The sequence below is a fragment of the Accumulibacter sp. genome (assembly GCF_029255145.1).
GTDB lineage: Bacteria > Pseudomonadota > Gammaproteobacteria > Burkholderiales > Rhodocyclaceae > Accumulibacter.
The window spans coordinates 72,663-90,726 of sequence record NZ_JAPUVQ010000150.1; the positions used below are offsets into that span (position 1 = coordinate 72,663).

Consider the following 18,064-nt stretch of genomic DNA (forward strand, 5'->3'; position numbering starts at 1 on the left):
ACCGCCGGCGACGGGAGTTCCAGCGGCCGCGGTGCCGCTCCCGGCCAAGACCGGTGAGAACCGCGAAAGACGAGCCCAAGGCGCTCGAAAAAGGTTATTCTTGGATCCGATGAAGACGCTACTTCGCTCTCGCGGCCAACGCGCCGTCGTCCTCCTCTCGGGTGGCCTGGATTCGGCAACGACCTTGGCCACCGCCCGCGCCGCCGGCTTCGCATGCCATTGTCTTTCGGTCGACTATGGCCAGCGTCACCGCGCCGAATTGAAGGCGGCGGCGGCGCTGGCGCTAGCGCTCGGCGCCAGCGAGCACCGCATCTTGCGCCTGCCGCTGGCCGACTTCGGCGGCTCGGCGCTCACCGACAACGCCATCGACATCCCGGTCGCGGGCATCGAACCGGGAATTCCGGTCACTTACGTGCCGGCGCGCAATACCATCATGCTCTCGCTGGCCCTGGCCTGGGCCGAGGTGCTGGCCAGCAGCGACATCTTTGTCGGGGTCAATGCCGTCGACTACTCCGGCTATCCCGATTGTCGGCCCGAGTTCATCGAGGCATTCGAAAGAATGGCCAACGTCGCCACCAAAGCCGCGGTCGAAGGCGGCTGCCTGCGCATTCACGCGCCACTGATCAACCTTGGCAAGGCGCAGATCATCCGGCGTGGCGCCGAACTCGGGGTGGACTTCGGTCTCACTGTTTCGTGCTACCAGGCCGACAACCTTGGCCGCGCCTGCGGGGTCTGCGACTCGTGCCGCCTGCGGCGGGAGGGATTCGTCGCTGCCGGCGTCGCCGATCCAACGCGCTACATCGGCTGATCGCCGCCCGGCGGCGGGGTCAAGTCAGACCTTTCGCGCCGGCGACTTCAGGAAGCTCTTCCCGTGGCTACCTGTGGCGGTTTGATCGTTTGCGAAATCAAGACCTTATCGACTCGGTTGTGGTCCATGTCGACGACTTCGAAGCGTAACCCGGCGAGTTCGAAGTGATCGGATGGAACGGGGATACGACCGAGCAGGTACATCATCAGGCCGCCCAGCGTGTGGAACGTCTTCTCGTCCTCGCCGGGAAGAACGCCACTGAACCCGAGGACGGTCCGCAGGCGCTCGATGGAGACCGCACCATCGACCAGCCATGACCCGTCCTCGCGAACGACGATTTCCTGGACTTCGGGGGTATCGTAGACCGGCAGATCACCGACGATCGAAGTCAGCACGTCGGTGAGGGTGACCAGGCCTTGCAGCTCGCCGTATTCATCGACCATCAGCGCGCACTGCTGCCGCGCGCGGCGGAAGGTTTCCAGCAGCTGGGTGGTGGTCACGCTCGCCGGCACGTAGAGCGCTGGCCTGACGAAGGCCTCGATCGACAAGGCCTCGCCCAGCAACGCACCCTTCAGCAGATCTCCGGTTCGCAAGACACCAACTATCTGCTCAAGCCCATCGCGGCAGACGACGATACGTTTGAACGGGCTCGCCGCCAGGCAGTCGCGAATTGCCGCTTCGCTGTCGTTGAGATCCAGCAGGTAGATATCCTTGCGGTGGGTCATGATCTCGCGGATGTGCTGCTGATCGAGGCGCAAGACATTGGAAACGATGTCCTGCTCACTGGCGTGGAAGGTGCCGGCCATGGCGCCCTGGCCCATCAGCAGCTTGATTTCCTCGTCGGTCACTGACGACCCCTGCGCGCGCGGCGCACCGAGCAGGCGCAGGAACAGGCTGGACGACGACGAAAGCAGCCAGACCAGTGGCCGGGCCAAGGCTGCGAACAGGTCCAGCGGACGGGCGACCAGTGCGGCAACTCGTTCGGGCGCCAGCAGGCCCAGGCGCTTCGGTACCAGTTCGCCGACGACGACAGCGAAATAGGTCAGCCCGACCACCACCAGGGTCAGCGCGAGACCCTGCGCATAGGGCGCCAGCGGTGAGAAGGAGGCCAACCAGCCGGCCAGCGGCACCGCCAGCGTCGCCTCGCCAATGGCGCCGCTCAGGATGCCGACAGTGGTAATCCCAACCTGGATCGTAGACAGGAAGTTCGCTGGCTCGCGGCTGATCCCCAGCGCCGAGCGGGCGCCCGCGTTGCCGTCATCGGCCAGCGTCTGCAGACGCGACTGCCGTGACGAAACAACCGCGATTTCCGACATCGCCAGGACGCCGTTGAGCAGAATGAGAAATACCAGTAGTGCGATATCCATGCGGGGCGAGAAAGTGATCAGGCAAGCAGCCGGCTGCCCGGCGGCTGGTAGCAGCATTATATAGACCATGGAGCGTGCCGCAGTGCGCCGCGGGCGCGGCACAGCGGCCGCGAAGCGCTGGCCAGGCGTCTCGCGCCGCCGCCCATTTCGCCCGCCAGAGCGTTTTTTCGGGGGGCGATGACGCACTATTTGTTGTACTGGCGCAACATTTTTCCCCGCAGCCTATTGTCCTGAACCAGGCCATCGGGATTCCCCGTGGAACCGGCCGTATCGCCCTTGGCACAAGGCTTTCAGGGCCAAGGGCAGAGTCCGCAGGGGGGCTGAAACACCAGGCCTCGCGAGAAGATGTGCGGCGCGCCGCCGGGAGTCCGTTTCGCTGAAGCGCTTGACCAACGCCTTGATAGACCCTAGAGTCCGGCTCCTGTTGAAACGAAATCAACCTTATTTCAGCTGTCAAGCTTCATCCTCGCCCCTCTGTTCGCGGTATCTGAAACCGCACGGAGTCCCGGCCTCAGGGTACCTGTTCCCCCCTATGTAGAGGCTTTGCACCCGCCTGTAACCGTCCATCGTCGGTCGCTTTAATTTGGGCCGATGACCAAAGTGAAGGAGAGAGCATGTCTGCAACCATTTTGCTCAGGAGTACAAGGGCGCGTCGTAGCGACGCGACTTCCAGTTTCATTCAATACGGCTTGATCATCGTTACCCTGATGCTCGTTCTGAGCATCGTCAAGCCAGCCTTCAGTGGCAACCTCGGTGCCGGCAGGCTGACGGCTGCGCTGGCGGCATTCACCAAGGCCGAGGAATCGTCAGAAGCCCCCGAAGCGTTGGCGGTGGAAGCCGCCGACGCTTCGCCAGTGGCCGAACCCGCTTCCGAAACACTCCGCCCATCGTTGAAGCGCGCGCTCGACTATGTGTCGCGTCGCTACCGCGTTGCCCCGGAGGCGCTGGTGCCAATCTTCGAGGCCGCGCAGAGCGTCGGCCGCGAAAGTCGTCTCGATCCCTTGCTGATCATTGCCATCATCGGTATCGAGTCGCGGTTCAATCCCTTCGCCGAAAGCCCGGTAGGGGCCAAGGGCCTGATGCAGGTGATGCCGGATATCCACCTCGACAAGGTTCCGGAAGGCGCTGGCGATCAGCCCTTTCTGGACCCGGTGACCAACATCCGGGTCGGCGTCCATGTCCTCGAGGAGGCGATCCGTTGGCGTGGCAGCTTGACCGGCGGCCTGCAGCATTATGGCGGCTCGCCAACCGACCCCGAAACCGGCTATGCGAACAAGGTGTTTGCCGAGAAGCAGCGCATCGAACAGGCCGCGCGGCGGGGCAACGGCCCGCGGGCCTGAGTCGGGCGTTATCTCAGGGTGCCGCCGCCAGCTGGACGGCCACGCTGCTGCCCGCCATGCGCCGGATCGCCTGCCGTGCTGCAGACGCCAGCACCAGTTCCGAGTCGGCCAGCGGAGCCATCAGGCGATCGTCGAAATGCAGCCGACCGGCTTCGTCCTCGCACAGGAATTCGGCTTCCATCAGCTTGGCAATGAATGCCGAAAAAGTCGCTTTCTCGGCGAGCTCGGAGCTGTTGAAGTCGTACAGTAGCGCCAGGCGCTGGGCCAGCCGGTGGCAGTTGTCTTCCAGTGCCTGACGGGTCAGGTGGCCGCTCCCCTGTTGCTCGAGCAGCGCCAGGGTCAGGAAGTGCCGCTCGAGCAACGGGCGAATGCTCTCGCCGAGCAGGTGCAACTCGGCAAATTCCGGACTGACCGGCTCGGGCGCGGCGAGCCCGCCCGATGCGTCCGGACGACGCAGCAGACCGCGCGCGAGAAGCACGCGAACGACTGCTGCGCTGGCTGCCGGCAACTCCTCGACCGGCCAGCGCAGGAACAGTTCGGCCCGCATCAAGCCGTAGATGCCGCGCACCGCCTGTGTCACGCGTCCGTCGTCAAGGCGGCGGTTGTGGCTCAACAAGCAGGCAATCACCGCCGGCAGCGCAAACAGGTGCAGAACATTGTTGCGAAAGTAAGCGAGCAGGGGAGCCTGTCTGGCAGGCACCCGAATCAGATCACCCAGGGGATCGGCGAAGCGCTCGACGATCGCCAGCCGCTCGGCGTAGGCCACGATCGCCGGCGCGTCTAGGGCGCAGGCGATGCTGGCCGGTGCATAGGAGGCATCGCGGAGGAGCGCCTGGTAGTGCTCGATCATCCGCTGCAGCGCTTGCTCGTCGGCGGTGTGCTTCGGCGTCGCCAGCAGGGCCAGGGCAATCAGGTTGACCGGATTGACCACTGCCGCCTCATTGATCCGCTTGGCCAATTCAACGGCGGCGCTGCGCGTTACGCTTCGCGACCCCGGCGAAGGGCAGTCGGCGTCGCGCCAGCTCGGGTACCGGGCGTCAAGAAATGCGGCCAGAGCCAGCGGTTCGCCGATGTTGACGTGGACCTTGCCAAAGACCCGCTTGATGCTCCGGACACTCTTCAGGAGGCCCCACAGGGATTCGCTCTGCTTGGGTTTGCCGGTCAGCTCGGCGAGGTAGCTTCGCCCCTCGAGCAGCTTCTCGTAGCCGATATAGACCGGCACGAAGACCAGCGGCCGCCTGTGCTCCCGAATGAAGCTATGCACCGTCATCCCGAGAATGCCGGCCTTGGGCGCCAACATCCTGCCGCTGCGGCTGCGCCCGCCTTCGATGAAGTACTCAAGCGGGAAGCCGCGGGCGAGCATCAGATGCAGGTATTCGTCGAACACCGCCGCATAGAGGGGTTCGCCCTTGAAGCTGCGGCGCAGGAAAAAAGCGCCACAGCGGCGCAGCAGGGCGCCGACCACCGGCAGGTTGAGGTTGGCGCCGGCGGCGATGTGCGGCGGCGTCAGCCCGTGGCGGTGGATGAGATACGACAGCAGCAGGTAGTCGATGTGGCTACGGTGGCACGGGACATACACCATCTCGTGCCCCGGGGCGATGCGCGTCAGGGCGTCGATGTTGTGCACTTCGATACCATCGTAAAGCCGCGCCCACAACCAGGTCAGGAGCAGTTCCAGGGCACGCACCGCTCCGTATGAGTAATCGGAAGCAATCTCGAGTGCAAAACGGCCGGCGCTCTCCCGCGCTTCCTCGATCGAGATGCCGCGTGCCGCAGCCTCGCTGGCGACGGCCACGCGTACCCGCTCGCCGGCGAGCACCGCGCCGACCTGGGTGTTGCGGTGTGACAAGTCCGGGCCGATGGCCATCTGGCGCTGGCGGCGAAAGTGAACGCGCAAGATACGCGACAGCTTGCGCAGTGCCTGCTCTTCGCCGATGCCTTCGTGCAGCAGCTTGCGTAGCGAAATCGGAGCGCTGTAGCGCACCAGGACATTGCGACCGTGCAACACGATCGCCAGCAGTTGCCGCCAGGTACCTGGCGGGCGCCAGGTTTCGGCGAACAGCGCCCTGAGGATCGAGTCCTGCTTGCCCGGCGCGCGCCCCCAGAGGATCAGCACCGGGACCAACTGTACGTCGAACGGCAATTCAAGGCGCTGGTCGGCAAGCGTTTCGCGGACCAGCGCCACCAGCGACGCCGACTGAGCGTTGCCGTCGCGCGCCCTGCCAGCAGGGCTGCGGTCGCGATTCAGAAAGAAGAACGAGCGCGGCAGGCGCTGCCCGCCGACCGCAAGTGGCGCCTCGGCAAGCGGCAACTCGGCTCGCCGCGACTCTTCGAAGAGCACCAGCAGGTTCGAGAGGTGTCGGTCCTGCAGAACGTAACAGACCGGTTTCGCCGGATCGAGGCCCAGTTCATCCACCGTCTCCGGGAAAACCGAGGTCCGTACCCAGAAGTACAGCAGCCGGCGAGCCAGCGGCAGGAACCAGTCGGAGACCTTGAGCGTACCGCTCACGGTTAGCGAGTTCCTTGGTCCTCGCTGGTCGCTGGCCACTACTCCTCTTCGACGACCTGGTGCTGCGCTACCAGTTGCTGCTGCGTCGCTGGTGGCACCTGCGCGTAGTGCGAGAAAGCAATGCTGTACGAGCCCTGTCCGCCGGTCAGCGACTTCAGGCGCGACTGATAGCCATCGAGTTCCGCCAGCGGGACCTCGCCACTGATCGCCATCACCCCGGGGCCCCGCGGCTGGGTGCCGGTGAGATGGCCGCGTTTGCTCGACAGGTCGCCGGTGAGATCACCGGTCATGGCGTCCGGCGCGAGGATCTCGATGTCGACCACCGGTTCGAGAATGATCGGCCTGGCGGCGCGAATGGCGTCGACGGTGGCTTTGCGGGCGGCGGTCATGAAAGCGATATCCTTGCCGTCGACCGGATGCGACTTGCCGTCATGAACAGTGACGCGCAAGTCCTGTACCGGGAAACCGGCGACGACGCCGTCGGCAAGCGCCTGCCGAACGCCTTTTTCAACCGAAGCCATGAACACGCCGGGAATGACGCCACCCTTGACGATATCGACAAACTCGAAGCCGGCGCCACGCTCGAGAGGCTCGACGCGCAGCGCGACCTCGCCGAACTGGCCGGCGCCGCCACTTTGCTTCTTGTGCCGGCAGTGACCCTCGGCCGAACCGGTAATCGCTTCGCGATAAGCAATCCGCGGCGGGGTGGTATCGAGTTCCAGCTTGTACTGCTGCGCCAGGCGCGCCAGCTTGGCGCGCAGATGCATTTCTCCGATCCCGCGGATCACCGTCTCGTTGGTTGTCGGGTGGCGTTCGATGATGAAGCAGGGGTCTTCCACCTCCAGCTTGCGGAGGATCTCGAACAGGCGCTGCTCGTCGGCCTTGCGCCGGGCATGGACCGCCAGACCCTGCATCGGCTGCGGGAATTCGAGCGGTTTCAGGTGGATATGGTCTTCATCGTGCGAATCGTGCAATACACAGTCGAACTCGATTTCCTCGACCTTGGCCATCGCCCCCAGGTCGCCAGGGACCAGCGTTTCCGCCTCGATGTATTCCTTGCCCTGCAGCCGGTAGATATGGCCGACCTTGAACGGTCGCTTGGCGTCGCCGACGAAGAGTTGCGAGTCCTTCCTGATCGTCCCCTGATGGACGCGAAAAACACCGACCTTGCCGATGAACGGATCGCTGACGATCTTGAAGACGTGTGCCAGAACATGTTTCTGCGGGTCGGGGTCGGCCCGAAAGGCCTCGCCGGGTCCATCGGGCCCGCCGCGGTAGAACGGCGGCGGATTGCCCTCGGCCGGATTCGGCGCCAGCCTGGCGAGGACGTCCAGCAATTGCGGGATGCCGGCGCCGGTCTTCGCCGAGACGAACAGGATCGGAATCAGGTGGCCCGAGCGCAGTGCTTTCTCGAACGGCAGATGCAGTTCATCGGGACTCGGATCGATGCCTTCGTCAAGATAGCGCGCCAGCAGATCCTCGTCTTCCTCGACGATCTGATCGATCAGCGCGCGGTGCGCCTCTGCCACCGACGCGAAGTCGCTGTCGCCGCTATCGTGCCCGAGCAATTCGACGACTTCACTGCCGTGCTGAACCGGCAGGTCGAGCAACATGCATTCGGCACCGAAGCGCTCGCGGATTTCGCCGACCAGCGCCGGCAGGTTGACATTGTCGGCATCGATCTTGTTGATCACGATCATCCTGCAGACGCCGCGGGCAGCTGCCAGCCGCATCATCCGCTCGCTGACCAGCTCAATGCCGTTTTGCGCGTTGATCACCACCAGCGCGGTGTCGACTGCAGCCAGCGCGGCGATCGCCTGCCCCGAAAAATCGGGAAAGCCCGGCGTGTCGATCAGCTGGATCTGCACGTCGTCCCAGGAAAAGCCCGCCAGCGCCGAATTCAGCGAGTGTCCGAATTCCTTCTCCTGTGGATCGAAGTCGCAAACCGTATTGCCCTTCTCGACGGACCCGCGGCTGCTGATGGCCCCAGCGGCGGCAAGCAGGGTTTCGGCCAGCGTCGTCTTGCCGGCCGCGCCGTGCCCGACAAGAGCGACGGCGCGAAGCTTACTGGTGGTGGATTGACCCATTCCTCTTCTCCCATTCAAGGCAAACGCACGCTGCAGGCGAAGACAGCCACATGACATGACGGCTGGCGCGTGCTGGCATCATTTTACCCCGGCCACGGCCGAATCGCTCGCCGCTCGCGCGCTGGTCATTTCTCGCCACCCCGGGTTCGTCGCACTCCGCCTCGCCAGCAGGCATCGGCCGAAGACCGTTGGCGGGCGAATTCCCGGTGCCTTCTGGCACTCCATCGTCGGATATGAATGGAACATCTGTTTTGTGTAAACCGCGTGAGTCGGATAAAGTGACGCGCTTCATTTTGATGAACACTGCGTCAGGAGCCACAATGAAAAAGGATCTGCCCCAGACCGATCTTCGTGAGGCGGCCCTGGAGTACCACCGCTACCCGACGCCGGGCAAGGTGGCTGTCCAGCCGACCAAGGGACTGACCAACCAACTGGACCTGGCGCTGGCCTATTCCCCGGGCGTTGCTTTCGCGTGCCATGCGATCGTCGATGACCCTGGCTCAGCCAGCCTCTACACCTCACGCGCCAACCTCGTCGGCGTGATTACCAACGGCACCGCCGTGCTCGGCCTGGGCAACATCGGGCCACTGGCCGCGAAGCCGGTGATGGAGGGCAAGGGCTGCCTGTTCAAGAAATTCGCCGGGATCGATGTGTTTGACATTGAGCTGGCTGAAAGCGACCCCGACAAGCTGATCGACATGATCGCCGCGATGGAGCCAACCCTGGGTGGCATCAACCTGGAAGACATCAAAGCGCCGGAGTGCTTCTACATCGAGGCCAAACTCAAGGAGCGCATGTCGATTCCGGTATTTCACGACGATCAGCACGGCACGGCGATCATTTCTGCGGCGGCGATCCTGAATGCGCTCAAGGTCACCGGCAAGAAGATCGACGAAGTGCGCGTGGTCTGTTCCGGAGGGGGAGCGGCGGCCATTTCCTGCCTTAACCTGTGGTGCGTCCTGGGTGTGCTACGCGAGAACATCATCGTCTGTGACTCCAAGGGCGTGATCTACGCCGGCCGCGACGCCAACATGGAGCCGAACAAGGCGCGCTATGCGCGCGACACGCCGTGCCGAACGCTGGCCGACGCACTCGATGGCGCCGACGTTTTTCTCGGGCTTTCGGCGGCAGGAATTCTCCAGCCCGAAATGTTGCTCAAAATGGCCAAGCAACCGATTGTCTTCGCGCTGGCCAATCCGACGCCGGAAATCATGCCCGAGCTGGCCCGGGAAGTCCGCCCCGACGTGATCATGGCCACCGGCCGTTCCGATTACGCCAACCAGGTCAACAACGTTCTCTGTTTCCCGTTCATCTTCCGCGGCGCCCTCGACGTCGGTGCGACCGGCATCAACGAGGAGATGAAGATGGCCTGCGTCAAGGCGCTGGCGGCAATGGCGCAATGGGAGGTCAGCGACGAAGTGGCGATGGCTTACGCCGGCCAGGAGCTGAGGTTCGGCGCGGACTACCTGATCCCCAAACCCTTCGATCGGCGTTTGATCACCACCATCGCACCGGCGGTCGCCGAGGCAGCGATGCGCTCGGGCATCGCGACCAGGCCAATTGCCGATCTGAATGCCTACCGCCAGAAGCTGCGCGAGTTCGTCTATCAGACCGGCTTTGGCATGCGAGCCGTCTTCTCGGCGGCCAAGGGCGTCCGCGAGACGCGCATCGTCTATTGCGATGGCGAGGACGAGCGGATGCTGCGGGCGGCCCAAACGATTATCGACGAAGGCCTGACGCGCCCGATCCTGATCGGTCGTCCCGATGTGATTTCAGCGCGGCTCAAGAGAATCGGATCGAAGCTGGTGCCAGGTACCGATTTCGAGGTCGTCGACCCGGCCAGCGACAGTCGCTACAAGGAATGCTGGACAAGCTATCATCAGCTGAGAAAACGTCACGGGGTGACCATCGACATCGCCAAGACGCGCTTGCGCACCAACAATACGATCATCGGCGCCATCCTGCTCAAGCTCGGCTACGCGGACGGGATGATCTGTGGCCTTTCCGGCCGCTTCGCGCATCATCTGCGACAGATCGACGAGATCATTGGCAAGGTGCCCGGGCGCAGCACGATGGCGGCGATGACGCACGTGTTGCTGCCCGGCCGGGCCCTCTTCCTCTGCGATACCCACGTCAATGAGGACCCCGACGCCGCGCAACTGGCCGAGATCACCCTGATGGCGGCGGAGGCGGTCAGTCGGTTCACGATCAAGCCCAAGGTGGCGATGCTCTCGCATTCCAACTTTGGCTCTTCGCAGTCCGCGTCCACCCGCAAAGTGAGCGAGGCGCTGGCGATGGTCCGCGCCAAGGCGCCCGATCTCGAAATCGACGGCGAGATGCACGGCGAAAGCGCGCTCTCGGAAGCCATTCGCGATCGCTCGGACCCCGATTCGCCGCTCAGTGGCGAGGCCAATCTCCTGGTCATGCCCAATCTCGACGCCGCCAACATCTCCTACAACCTGCTCAAGATGACCGGTGGTGACGGCATGTCGGTCGGCCCGATCCTGCTTGGTGCGGCGTTGCCGGTGCACGTCCTGGTCCCGACGTCAACCGTTCGCCGGGTGGTGGACATGACCGCGCTGGTGGTCGTCGAAGCGGCCGCCGAGTAGGCCTTGCTGCCCCCGCCGCGGGCCCCGGATCGTGGTCCAGCGGCGGCGGTCGGCAATCAGCCCGAGGCGTCGCGCAGACCATCGGCCAGTCACGCAGGTTGCCGGCGAAAGCTTGCACGCGGTTCGCTTCTTTACAAACATGCCGAGTCAATGCATCATCATGAGGGCTCACTCGGTATAGCCCGGACCTGATGGTTAACAATGCGTTGCAAGGTCCTATTGCAAAAATGGCAGCCAATCCGCAAAACTCGCCGCTCAGTGGTCTCGCCCGTGCGCTGGTACAAGCTGGCCGCCTCAAGGAAGCCGAGGCGGAGTCCATGCTCGCGCAGGCCGCCGCCAACCGTACCTCGCTGATCGAGCACCTGGTCGGCGCCAAAAGGGCAACATTCCTTGAACTGGCGCGTTTTGCCGCGGACAAGTTCGGTTACCCCCTGCTCGATCTGGCCGCCTTCGACGACGTCCACATCCAAAAAAACGCCGTCGACCGCAAGCTGATCGCGACCCACCGCGTCGTCCCCCTGCACAAGCGCGGCAATCGCCTGGCGATCGCCATCGCCGATCCGACCAATCTGCGTGCGCTTGATGAAATCCGCTTCCAGACCGGCCTGGCGGTTGACCCGGTGGTCGTCGAGGAAAACAAGCTTTCGCCGCTGGTGGCGAAACTCTCCGAAACGGTCGAGGAGAGCCTCAAGAGCTTCACCAACGAGGACATCAACCTCGAGTTCACCGACGAGCAAAGCCAGGACAAGGCGGACGAGGCCTCCACCCTCGAGGTCGATGACGCGCCAGTGGTCAGATTCATCCAGAAAATGATGCTCGACGCGATCAATGATGGGGCGTCCGACATCCATTTCGAGCCCTACGAAAAGAACTATCGGATCCGCTTTCGAACGGACGGAATCCTGCGCGAAGTGGCCGCGCCGCCGCTGGTGATCAAGGACAAGATCGCCTCGCGCATCAAGGTGATTTCGCGCCTCAATATTGCCGAGAAGCGCGTTCCGCAGGACGGCCGGATGCGTCTGGTGCTATCGAAGAGCCGCTCGATCGACTTTCGCGTCAGCACCTTGCCGACCATGTACGGAGAAAAAATCGTCCTGCGAATTCTCGATCCAGCCAGCGCGTCGATGGGGATCGATGCGCTGGGCTACGAGCCGGAGCAGAAGGCAGTGCTGCTGGATGCCATCCACCGGCCGTACGGAATGATCCTGGTTACCGGACCGACGGGCTCGGGAAAGACCGTTTCGCTCTATACCTGCCTCAACCTGCTGAACAGGCCCGGGGTCAACATCGCCACCGCCGAAGACCCGGCCGAGATTCCCTTGCCGGGGATCAATCAGGTCAACGTCGATGACAAGGCCGGACTGACCTTCCCGGTCGCCCTCAAGGCCTTTCTCCGGCAGGACCCGGACATCATCATGGTTGGCGAGATTCGCGACATCGAGACAGCGGAAATCGCGATCAAGGCCGCGCAAACCGGTCACATGGTGTTGTCGACGCTGCACACCAATGACGCGCCAGGGACCCTGACCCGCCTGATGAACATGGGCATTCCGACTTTCAATCTGGCTTCGAGCATCCTGCTGATCACCGCGCAACGCCTCGTCCGCCGGCTGTGCACCTGCAAGCAGCCGCTGGATACACCGGTCGAGACCTTGCTGAATGCCGGCTTCACGGAAAACGACCTGGATGGGAGCTGGACGCTTTACGGGCCGCGCGAGTGCGAGCGCTGCAAGGGAAGCGGCTACAAGGGACGCGTCGGTCTCTACGAGGTAATGCCCGTGACCGAGGCGATTCAGCGCATTATCATGGCCAACGGAACGGAACTCGACGTGGCCCACCAGGCCCGGAAGGATGGCGTCAACGATCTTCGCCGGTCCGGATTGCTGAAGGTCAAGCAAGGGCTCACGTCTCTTGACGAGGTTCTCGGCAGCACCAACGCTTGAAGACGAGGGAAGAATGGCGACCGCAGCGAAGACCACCAGAAGAGCCGCGCCAGAAGTCAAGGAATTTACTTTTCTCTGGGAAGGGAAGAACAAGGCGGGAAAGGTCGTTCGCGGCGAACAGCGCGCCAACAGCGACACCGTCGTGCGAGCCACTTTGCGGCGCCAGGGGATTGTCGTCAGCAAGGTCAGCAAGCAGCGTTTCAAGGGCGGGCGACAGATCACCGAGAAGGACATCACGCTGTTCACGCGCCAACTGGCGACGATGATGAAAGCGGGCGTGCCGCTGCTGCAGACTTTCGACATCGTCGGTCGAGGACACGACAACCCGTCAGTGGGCAAGCTGCTGCTCGATATCAAGTCCGATGTCGAGACCGGCAGTTCATTGTCGCAAGCGTTCCGGAAATACCCGCTGCAGTTCGACCAACTGTACTGCAACCTGGTCGCTGCCGGCGAACAGGCGGGCATTCTCGAGACGCTCCTCGACCGTCTGGCCAACTACAAAGAGAAGATGATCGCCATCAAGTCGAAGATCAAGGCGGCGCTATTCTACCCGGTGGCGATTATCGTCGTCGCGTTCGTCATTACAGCGGTGATCATGATCTTCGTGATCCCGGCATTCAAGGAGGTCTTCAAGAGCTTCGGTGCCGACCTGCCGACACCAACCCTGGTCGTGATCGCCATTTCGGACTTTTTCATCGAGTACTGGTGGGCGATTTTTGGCGGCATCGGCGGCTCGCTCTACGCCTTCTTCTATACCTTGAAGCGATCGGAGAAGATGCAGATCGCATTCGACCGGATGTTCCTCCGCCTCCCGGTCTTTGGCGACATCATACGCAAGTCGGTAATCGCCCGCTGGACGCGCACACTGGCGACCATGTTTGCTGCCGGCGTGCCGCTGGTCGAGTCGCTGGAGTCGGTGGGTGGCGCGGCCGGAAACTATGTCTACAAGGCCGGCACCAGGCAGATCCAGAGTGAAGTCAGCACCGGCACCAGCCTCACCTCGGCGATGCAGAACAGCGAACTCTTTCCGAACATGGTGAACCAGATGGTCGCGATCGGCGAGGAATCCGGCGCCCTGGATGCGATGCTCGGGAAGGTGGCCGATTTCTTCGAGGCCGAGGTCGACGACGCCGTCGAGGCCCTGTCGAGCTTGATGGAGCCGATGATCATGGTCGTCCTCGGGGTGCTGATCGGCGGCATGGTGATTGCCATGTACCTGCCGATCTTCAAGCTGGGCGCCGTGGTCGGCTGATGCCGGCCGTGCTCCCCGCCGATCTGGCGCCGACGCTGTTTCCCGTCATTTGTGGTCTGCTCGGGTTGCTGGTCGGCAGCTTCCTGAATGTCGTCATCCATCGCCTGCCACGGATCATGGAGCGCGACTGGCGTGTTCATTGCGCCGAGCTGTGCGGCGAGCAGCCGCCGGTCGGCGAGCCGCTGTCGCTGGCCAGGCCCGGCTCGCGATGCCCCGCTTGTGGGCACGCGATCACCGCGATCGAGAATGTTCCGGTCCTCAGCTGGCTATTCCTGCGCGGACGTTGCTCGGCGTGCGCGGCGCCGATCTCGCCCCGCTACCCGCTGGTCGAGGCCAGCAGCGGCGTGCTGAGCGCCTTCGCCGCTATTCATTTTGGTTATGCCTGGGCGGCACTCGGCGCGATGCTGTTGATCTGGTGCCTGCTGGCGCTGACCTGCATCGACTTCGACACGCAGTTGCTGCCCGATTCGATCACCCTCCCCTTGCTCTGGGCTGGCCTGCTGTTCAATCTTGGCGGCACCTTCGCCGACCTGCACTCGGCCGTGATCGGGGCAGTGTGCGGCTATCTGGCGCTGTGGTCGGTCTACTGGGCATTCAAACTGACCACCGGCAGGGAGGGCATGGGTTACGGTGACTTCAAGCTGCTCGCCGCGCTTGGTGCCTGGCTTGGCTGGCAGATGTTGCCGCTGACCATCCTGCTCTCGTCGCTGCTTGGGGCAGTGGTCGGCATCGCACTGATCGTCGTCGCCAAGCGCGGACGCAGCGTGCCGATCCCTTTCGGCCCATATCTGGCGGCGGCAGGCTTGCTGGCGCTGTTCTGGGGGAAGGGACTGACGCGCGCCTATGTTGGGCTGCTGTAGCCGCATCACCCGGCGCCAAGAGTCCTCGCGGTCGGGCGAGGGCGGGTGAACCCACTGCTGCTTCGAGTATAATCCACGTTTTTCCTGCGCTTGCCGAGGGTTAGCCATGCCGATTTACGCCTATCGCTGCGATTCATGTGCTTTTGAAAAGGACCATCTGCAAAAGCTCAGCGACCCGGCATTGTGCATTTGTCCTCAGTGCGGGCAGACGACCTATCGCAAACAGGTGACAGCAGCCGGCTTTCAGTTGAAGGGAACCGGCTGGTACGCGACCGACTTCAAGGGTGGCAACAAGACCCCAGCGACTGCGCCCGCCCAGCCCGAAGACGCCGGGAAGGCGCCGGCCAACGCCGGTGCCGCCCCTGCTGCTGCCGCCACTACCACCGCCCCCGCCGCCGCTTCCGGCAGCACACCCGGTGTTGGCGCTGGCAGCTGATGAAACGCTACTTCATTACCGGCCTGCTGATCTGGGTGCCCTTGTCGATCACCGCCTGGGTGCTGGTGCTGATTGTCGGCACCATGGATCAATCGCTGCACCTGCTGCCGGCGGCGATCCACCCGCGCACGATCCTTGGTTTCGATATCCCGGGTGCCGGGGCGATCCTGACCCTGCTGATCATCATGGTCACCGGCTTGCTCGCTGCCAACTTCATCGGCCAGCGGCTGGTGTCGTGGTGGGAGCAGCTGCTGGCACGGATTCCGGTGGTCAACTCGATCTACAACAGCGTCAAGCAGGTTTCCGACACGCTTTTCTCGTCGTCAGGCAACGCTTTTCGCAAAGCGCTGTTGATCGAGTATCCGCGCCGAGGTACGTGGACGATCGCCTTCCTCACCGGAAGACCGGGCGGCGACGTGGTTCGGCATCTCGACGGCGACTATGTCAGCGTCTACGTCCCGACAACGCCGAATCCGACCTCCGGGTTCTTTCTGATGCTGCCGAAAGCCGAGGTGATCGAGCTGGACATGAGCGTCGATACGGCGCTCAAGTACGTGATCTCGATGGGCGTCGTCGCGCCACCGCCGAGAACGCGGCCGGTCGCCGCGGCCCAGACCACTACCAACACCTGACACCAGTAATCGGGAAATTCATGCGTACTCATTATTGTGGACAAGTCAATTCACAGCTGATTGGCCAGGAGGTACGGCTCTGCGGCTGGGCGCACCGGCGCCGGGACCACGGCGGCGTGATCTTCGTCGACCTGCGCGACCGCGAGGGCCTAACGCAGATCGTCTGCGATCCGGACCGTCCGGAGATGTTCGCCACCGCCGAGCTGGTCCGCAACGAGTTCTGCCTGAGGATTACGGGCAAGGTCCGTGCGCGTCCGGCCGGCACGGTCAACGCCAACATCGCCAGCGGCGAGGTCGAGATTCTTTGTCACAAGATGGAAGTCCTCAACGCTTCGGTAACGCCCCCCTTTCAGCTTGACGAAGAAAACCTGTCGGAGAGCATTCGCCTGCTGCACCGGGTGATCGACCTGCGCCGACCGCAGATGCAGAAGAACATGCGGCTTCGTTACCAGACGGCCCGCGCCTTCCGGCGTTTCCTGGATGAGGCCGGCTTCATGGACATCGAAACGCCGATGCTCACCAAGAGCACGCCAGAGGGCGCCCGCGACTATCTGGTGCCGTCGCGTGTTCATCCGGGACAGTTCTTCGCCCTTCCCCAGTCACCGCAACTGTTCAAGCAACTGCTGATGGTGGCCGGTTTTGACCGCTACTACCAGATTGTCAAGTGCTTCCGCGACGAGGACCTGCGCGCCGACCGGCAACCGGAGTTCACCCAGGTCGATCTCGAAACCTCGTTCATGGGCGAGGGCGAAATCATCCAGCTGATGGAGGAGTTGATCCGCGCGGTGTTCAGGGAAGTGATCGGCGCCGAGCTGCCCGACCCCTTCCCGCGTCTGAGCTACAGCGAGGCCATGGACCGCTACGGCTCGGACAAGCCGGACCTGCGCGTGACGCTCGAACTGGTCGAAGTGGCCGACGTTCTGAAGGACGTTTCCTTCAAGGTCTTTGCCGGCGTCGCCAACAGCGAAGGCGGTCGCATCGCCGCCTTGCGCGTTCCCGGCGGAGCCAGCCTGACGCGCAGCGAGATCGACGCCTACACCCAGTTTGTCGGCATCTACGGCGCCCGGGGGCTGGCCTACATCAAGGTCAACGATGTCACGCAGCTCAACGAAAGCGGCCTGCAATCACCAATTGTCAAGAACCTGCATCCGTTTGCGCTCCAGGCGATCGTCGACCGGACCGGCGCGCAGTCGGGCGATCTGATCTTCTTCGGTGCCGACAAGCGCAAGGTGGTGAACGACGCGCTCGGTGCCCTGCGGGTCAAGATCGGTCACGAAAAGGGCTTCCTGAACGGCCATGCCTGGGAGCCGGTGTGGATCGTGGACTTCCCGATGTTCGACTACGACGAGGAAGAGCGGCGGTGGACGGCCTGTCATCACCCGTTCACCAGTCCGAAGGACGGCCACCTGGAACTGCTGCAGAGCGACCCCGGCCGCTGCCTGGCGAAAGCGTACGATCTGGCGCTCAACGGCTCCGAACTGGGCGGCGGCTCGGTACGGATACACCGATCCGACGTGCAGGAGGCGGTTTTCAAGGTCTTGGGAATTGGCGACCAGGAGGCACGGCTCAAGTTCGGTTTCCTGCTCGACGCGCTGAAGTACGGCGCACCGCCGCACGGCGGCCTGGCCTTTGGCCTCGATCGCATCGTCACCATGATGGCCGGCGCCGAATCGATCCGCGACGTGATCGCTTTCCCGAAGACCCAGCGCGCCCAGTGCCTGCTCACCGATGCCCCGAGCGCAGTGGACGACAAGCAGCTGCGCGAGCTGCATATCCGCCTGCGTCAGAGAGTCGAGACGCAGGTCGAGCTTGGCCAGAGCTGAACAAACGTGTTTCGTGTCACCGGCGTTGTCCGCCTGCTGCTGGCAGCGCTCGTCGCGCTGTTCGGCCTGGTCGGCGCCGCGCAGGCACGTGCAGCGCAGCCCCCCCAGAGCGTCGCTCTGGCTGAACTTCCTGCCGAGGCTCAGCAGGTCCTGCAGCTGATCCGGCAGGGCGGGCCTTTTCCGTACCCGCACAAGGACGGCAGTGTTTTCGGCAATTTCGAGCGACTTCTACCACTACGCAGCCGCGGCTACTACCGGGAGTACACGGTGCCGACCCCGGGCAGCGCCAGCCGCGGCGCACGACGCATCGTTGCCGGTCAGGGAGGTGGCGGCGAAACCGCCCAGCGAGTATTACTACACCGACGATCACTACCGCAGTTTCCGGCGCATCCGCGAAT

12 protein-coding genes and 1 pseudogene are annotated in these 18,064 nt (G+C 63.5%); 10 read left to right on the top strand and 3 right to left on the bottom strand.

Features of this window, described 5'->3' with window-relative positions:
- Positions 1-109: 109 nt before the first annotated feature.
- Positions 110-808: a 7-cyano-7-deazaguanine synthase QueC gene (gene queC, locus Q1L50_RS19890; RefSeq protein ID WP_300342097.1), complete on the top strand. Its 699-nt coding sequence runs from the start codon at positions 110-112 to the stop codon at positions 806-808.
- 47 nt (positions 809-855) lie between these two features.
- Here queC and Q1L50_RS19895 read toward each other — a convergent pair whose 3' ends face one another.
- Complete coding sequence (locus tag Q1L50_RS19895; protein WP_300342134.1) at positions 856-2,175, bottom strand: hemolysin family protein; 1,320 nt, start codon at positions 2,173-2,175, stop codon at positions 856-858.
- A 614-nt stretch (positions 2,176-2,789) separates the two neighbouring features.
- On the opposite strand from Q1L50_RS19895, the gene Q1L50_RS19900 reads away from it, so the two are divergent.
- Complete coding sequence (locus Q1L50_RS19900) at positions 2,790-3,515, top strand: lytic transglycosylase domain-containing protein (protein ID WP_300342098.1); 726 nt, start codon at positions 2,790-2,792, stop codon at positions 3,513-3,515.
- Positions 3,516-3,528: 13 nt separating this feature from the next.
- Here the strand turns inward: Q1L50_RS19900 and plsB are convergent, their stop codons facing one another.
- Positions 3,529-6,024, bottom strand: coding sequence for a glycerol-3-phosphate 1-O-acyltransferase PlsB (gene plsB / locus Q1L50_RS19905; protein ID WP_300342100.1), 2,496 nt, complete (start codon positions 6,022-6,024; stop codon positions 3,529-3,531).
- A 38-nt stretch (positions 6,025-6,062) separates the two neighbouring features.
- Entirely contained in the window at positions 6,063-8,111 is a 2,049-nt protein-coding gene (fusA, locus tag Q1L50_RS19910) for an elongation factor G (RefSeq protein WP_300342103.1), read from the bottom strand.
- 320 nt (positions 8,112-8,431) lie between these two features.
- On the opposite strand from fusA, the gene Q1L50_RS19915 reads away from it, so the two are divergent.
- From Q1L50_RS19915 to Q1L50_RS19950, 8 genes and pseudogenes are all read left to right on the top strand, one after another.
- Positions 8,432-10,720 carry an NADP-dependent malic enzyme gene (locus Q1L50_RS19915; RefSeq protein WP_300342105.1) on the top strand — a complete coding sequence of 763 codons (2,289 nt, stop codon included), beginning with the start codon at positions 8,432-8,434 and terminating at the stop codon, positions 10,718-10,720.
- Between the two features lie 227 nt (positions 10,721-10,947).
- Positions 10,948-12,663, top strand: coding sequence for a type IV-A pilus assembly ATPase PilB (pilB, locus tag Q1L50_RS19920; protein WP_300342106.1), 1,716 nt, complete (start codon positions 10,948-10,950; stop codon positions 12,661-12,663).
- 13 nt (positions 12,664-12,676) lie between these two features.
- A complete protein-coding gene (locus Q1L50_RS19925) occupies positions 12,677-13,915 on the top strand; it encodes a type II secretion system F family protein (RefSeq protein ID WP_300342108.1) in 1,239 nt (412 codons plus the stop codon).
- Complete coding sequence (locus tag Q1L50_RS19930; RefSeq protein WP_300342110.1) at positions 13,915-14,775, top strand: A24 family peptidase; 861 nt, start codon at positions 13,915-13,917, stop codon at positions 14,773-14,775. Before Q1L50_RS19925 ends, Q1L50_RS19930 begins: the two co-directional genes overlap by 1 nt.
- 106 nt (positions 14,776-14,881) lie before the next feature.
- The gene (locus Q1L50_RS19935; protein ID WP_300342112.1) at positions 14,882-15,211 is read left to right on the top strand and encodes a zinc ribbon domain-containing protein; all 330 of its coding nucleotides are present in this window, start codon (positions 14,882-14,884) and stop codon (positions 15,209-15,211) included.
- A complete protein-coding gene (locus tag Q1L50_RS19940; protein ID WP_300342115.1) occupies positions 15,211-15,843 on the top strand; it encodes a DUF502 domain-containing protein in 633 nt (210 codons plus the stop codon). Before Q1L50_RS19935 ends, Q1L50_RS19940 begins: the two co-directional genes overlap by 1 nt.
- A 20-nt stretch (positions 15,844-15,863) precedes the next feature.
- On the top strand, positions 15,864-17,666 hold the full coding sequence (gene aspS, locus Q1L50_RS19945) for an aspartate--tRNA ligase (RefSeq protein ID WP_300342118.1): 1,803 nt from the start codon (positions 15,864-15,866) through the stop codon (positions 17,664-17,666).
- A gap of 66 nt (positions 17,667-17,732) precedes the next feature.
- Positions 17,733-18,064 (top strand): annotated as a pseudogene (locus Q1L50_RS19950) (ribonuclease domain-containing protein); the annotation flags it as partial.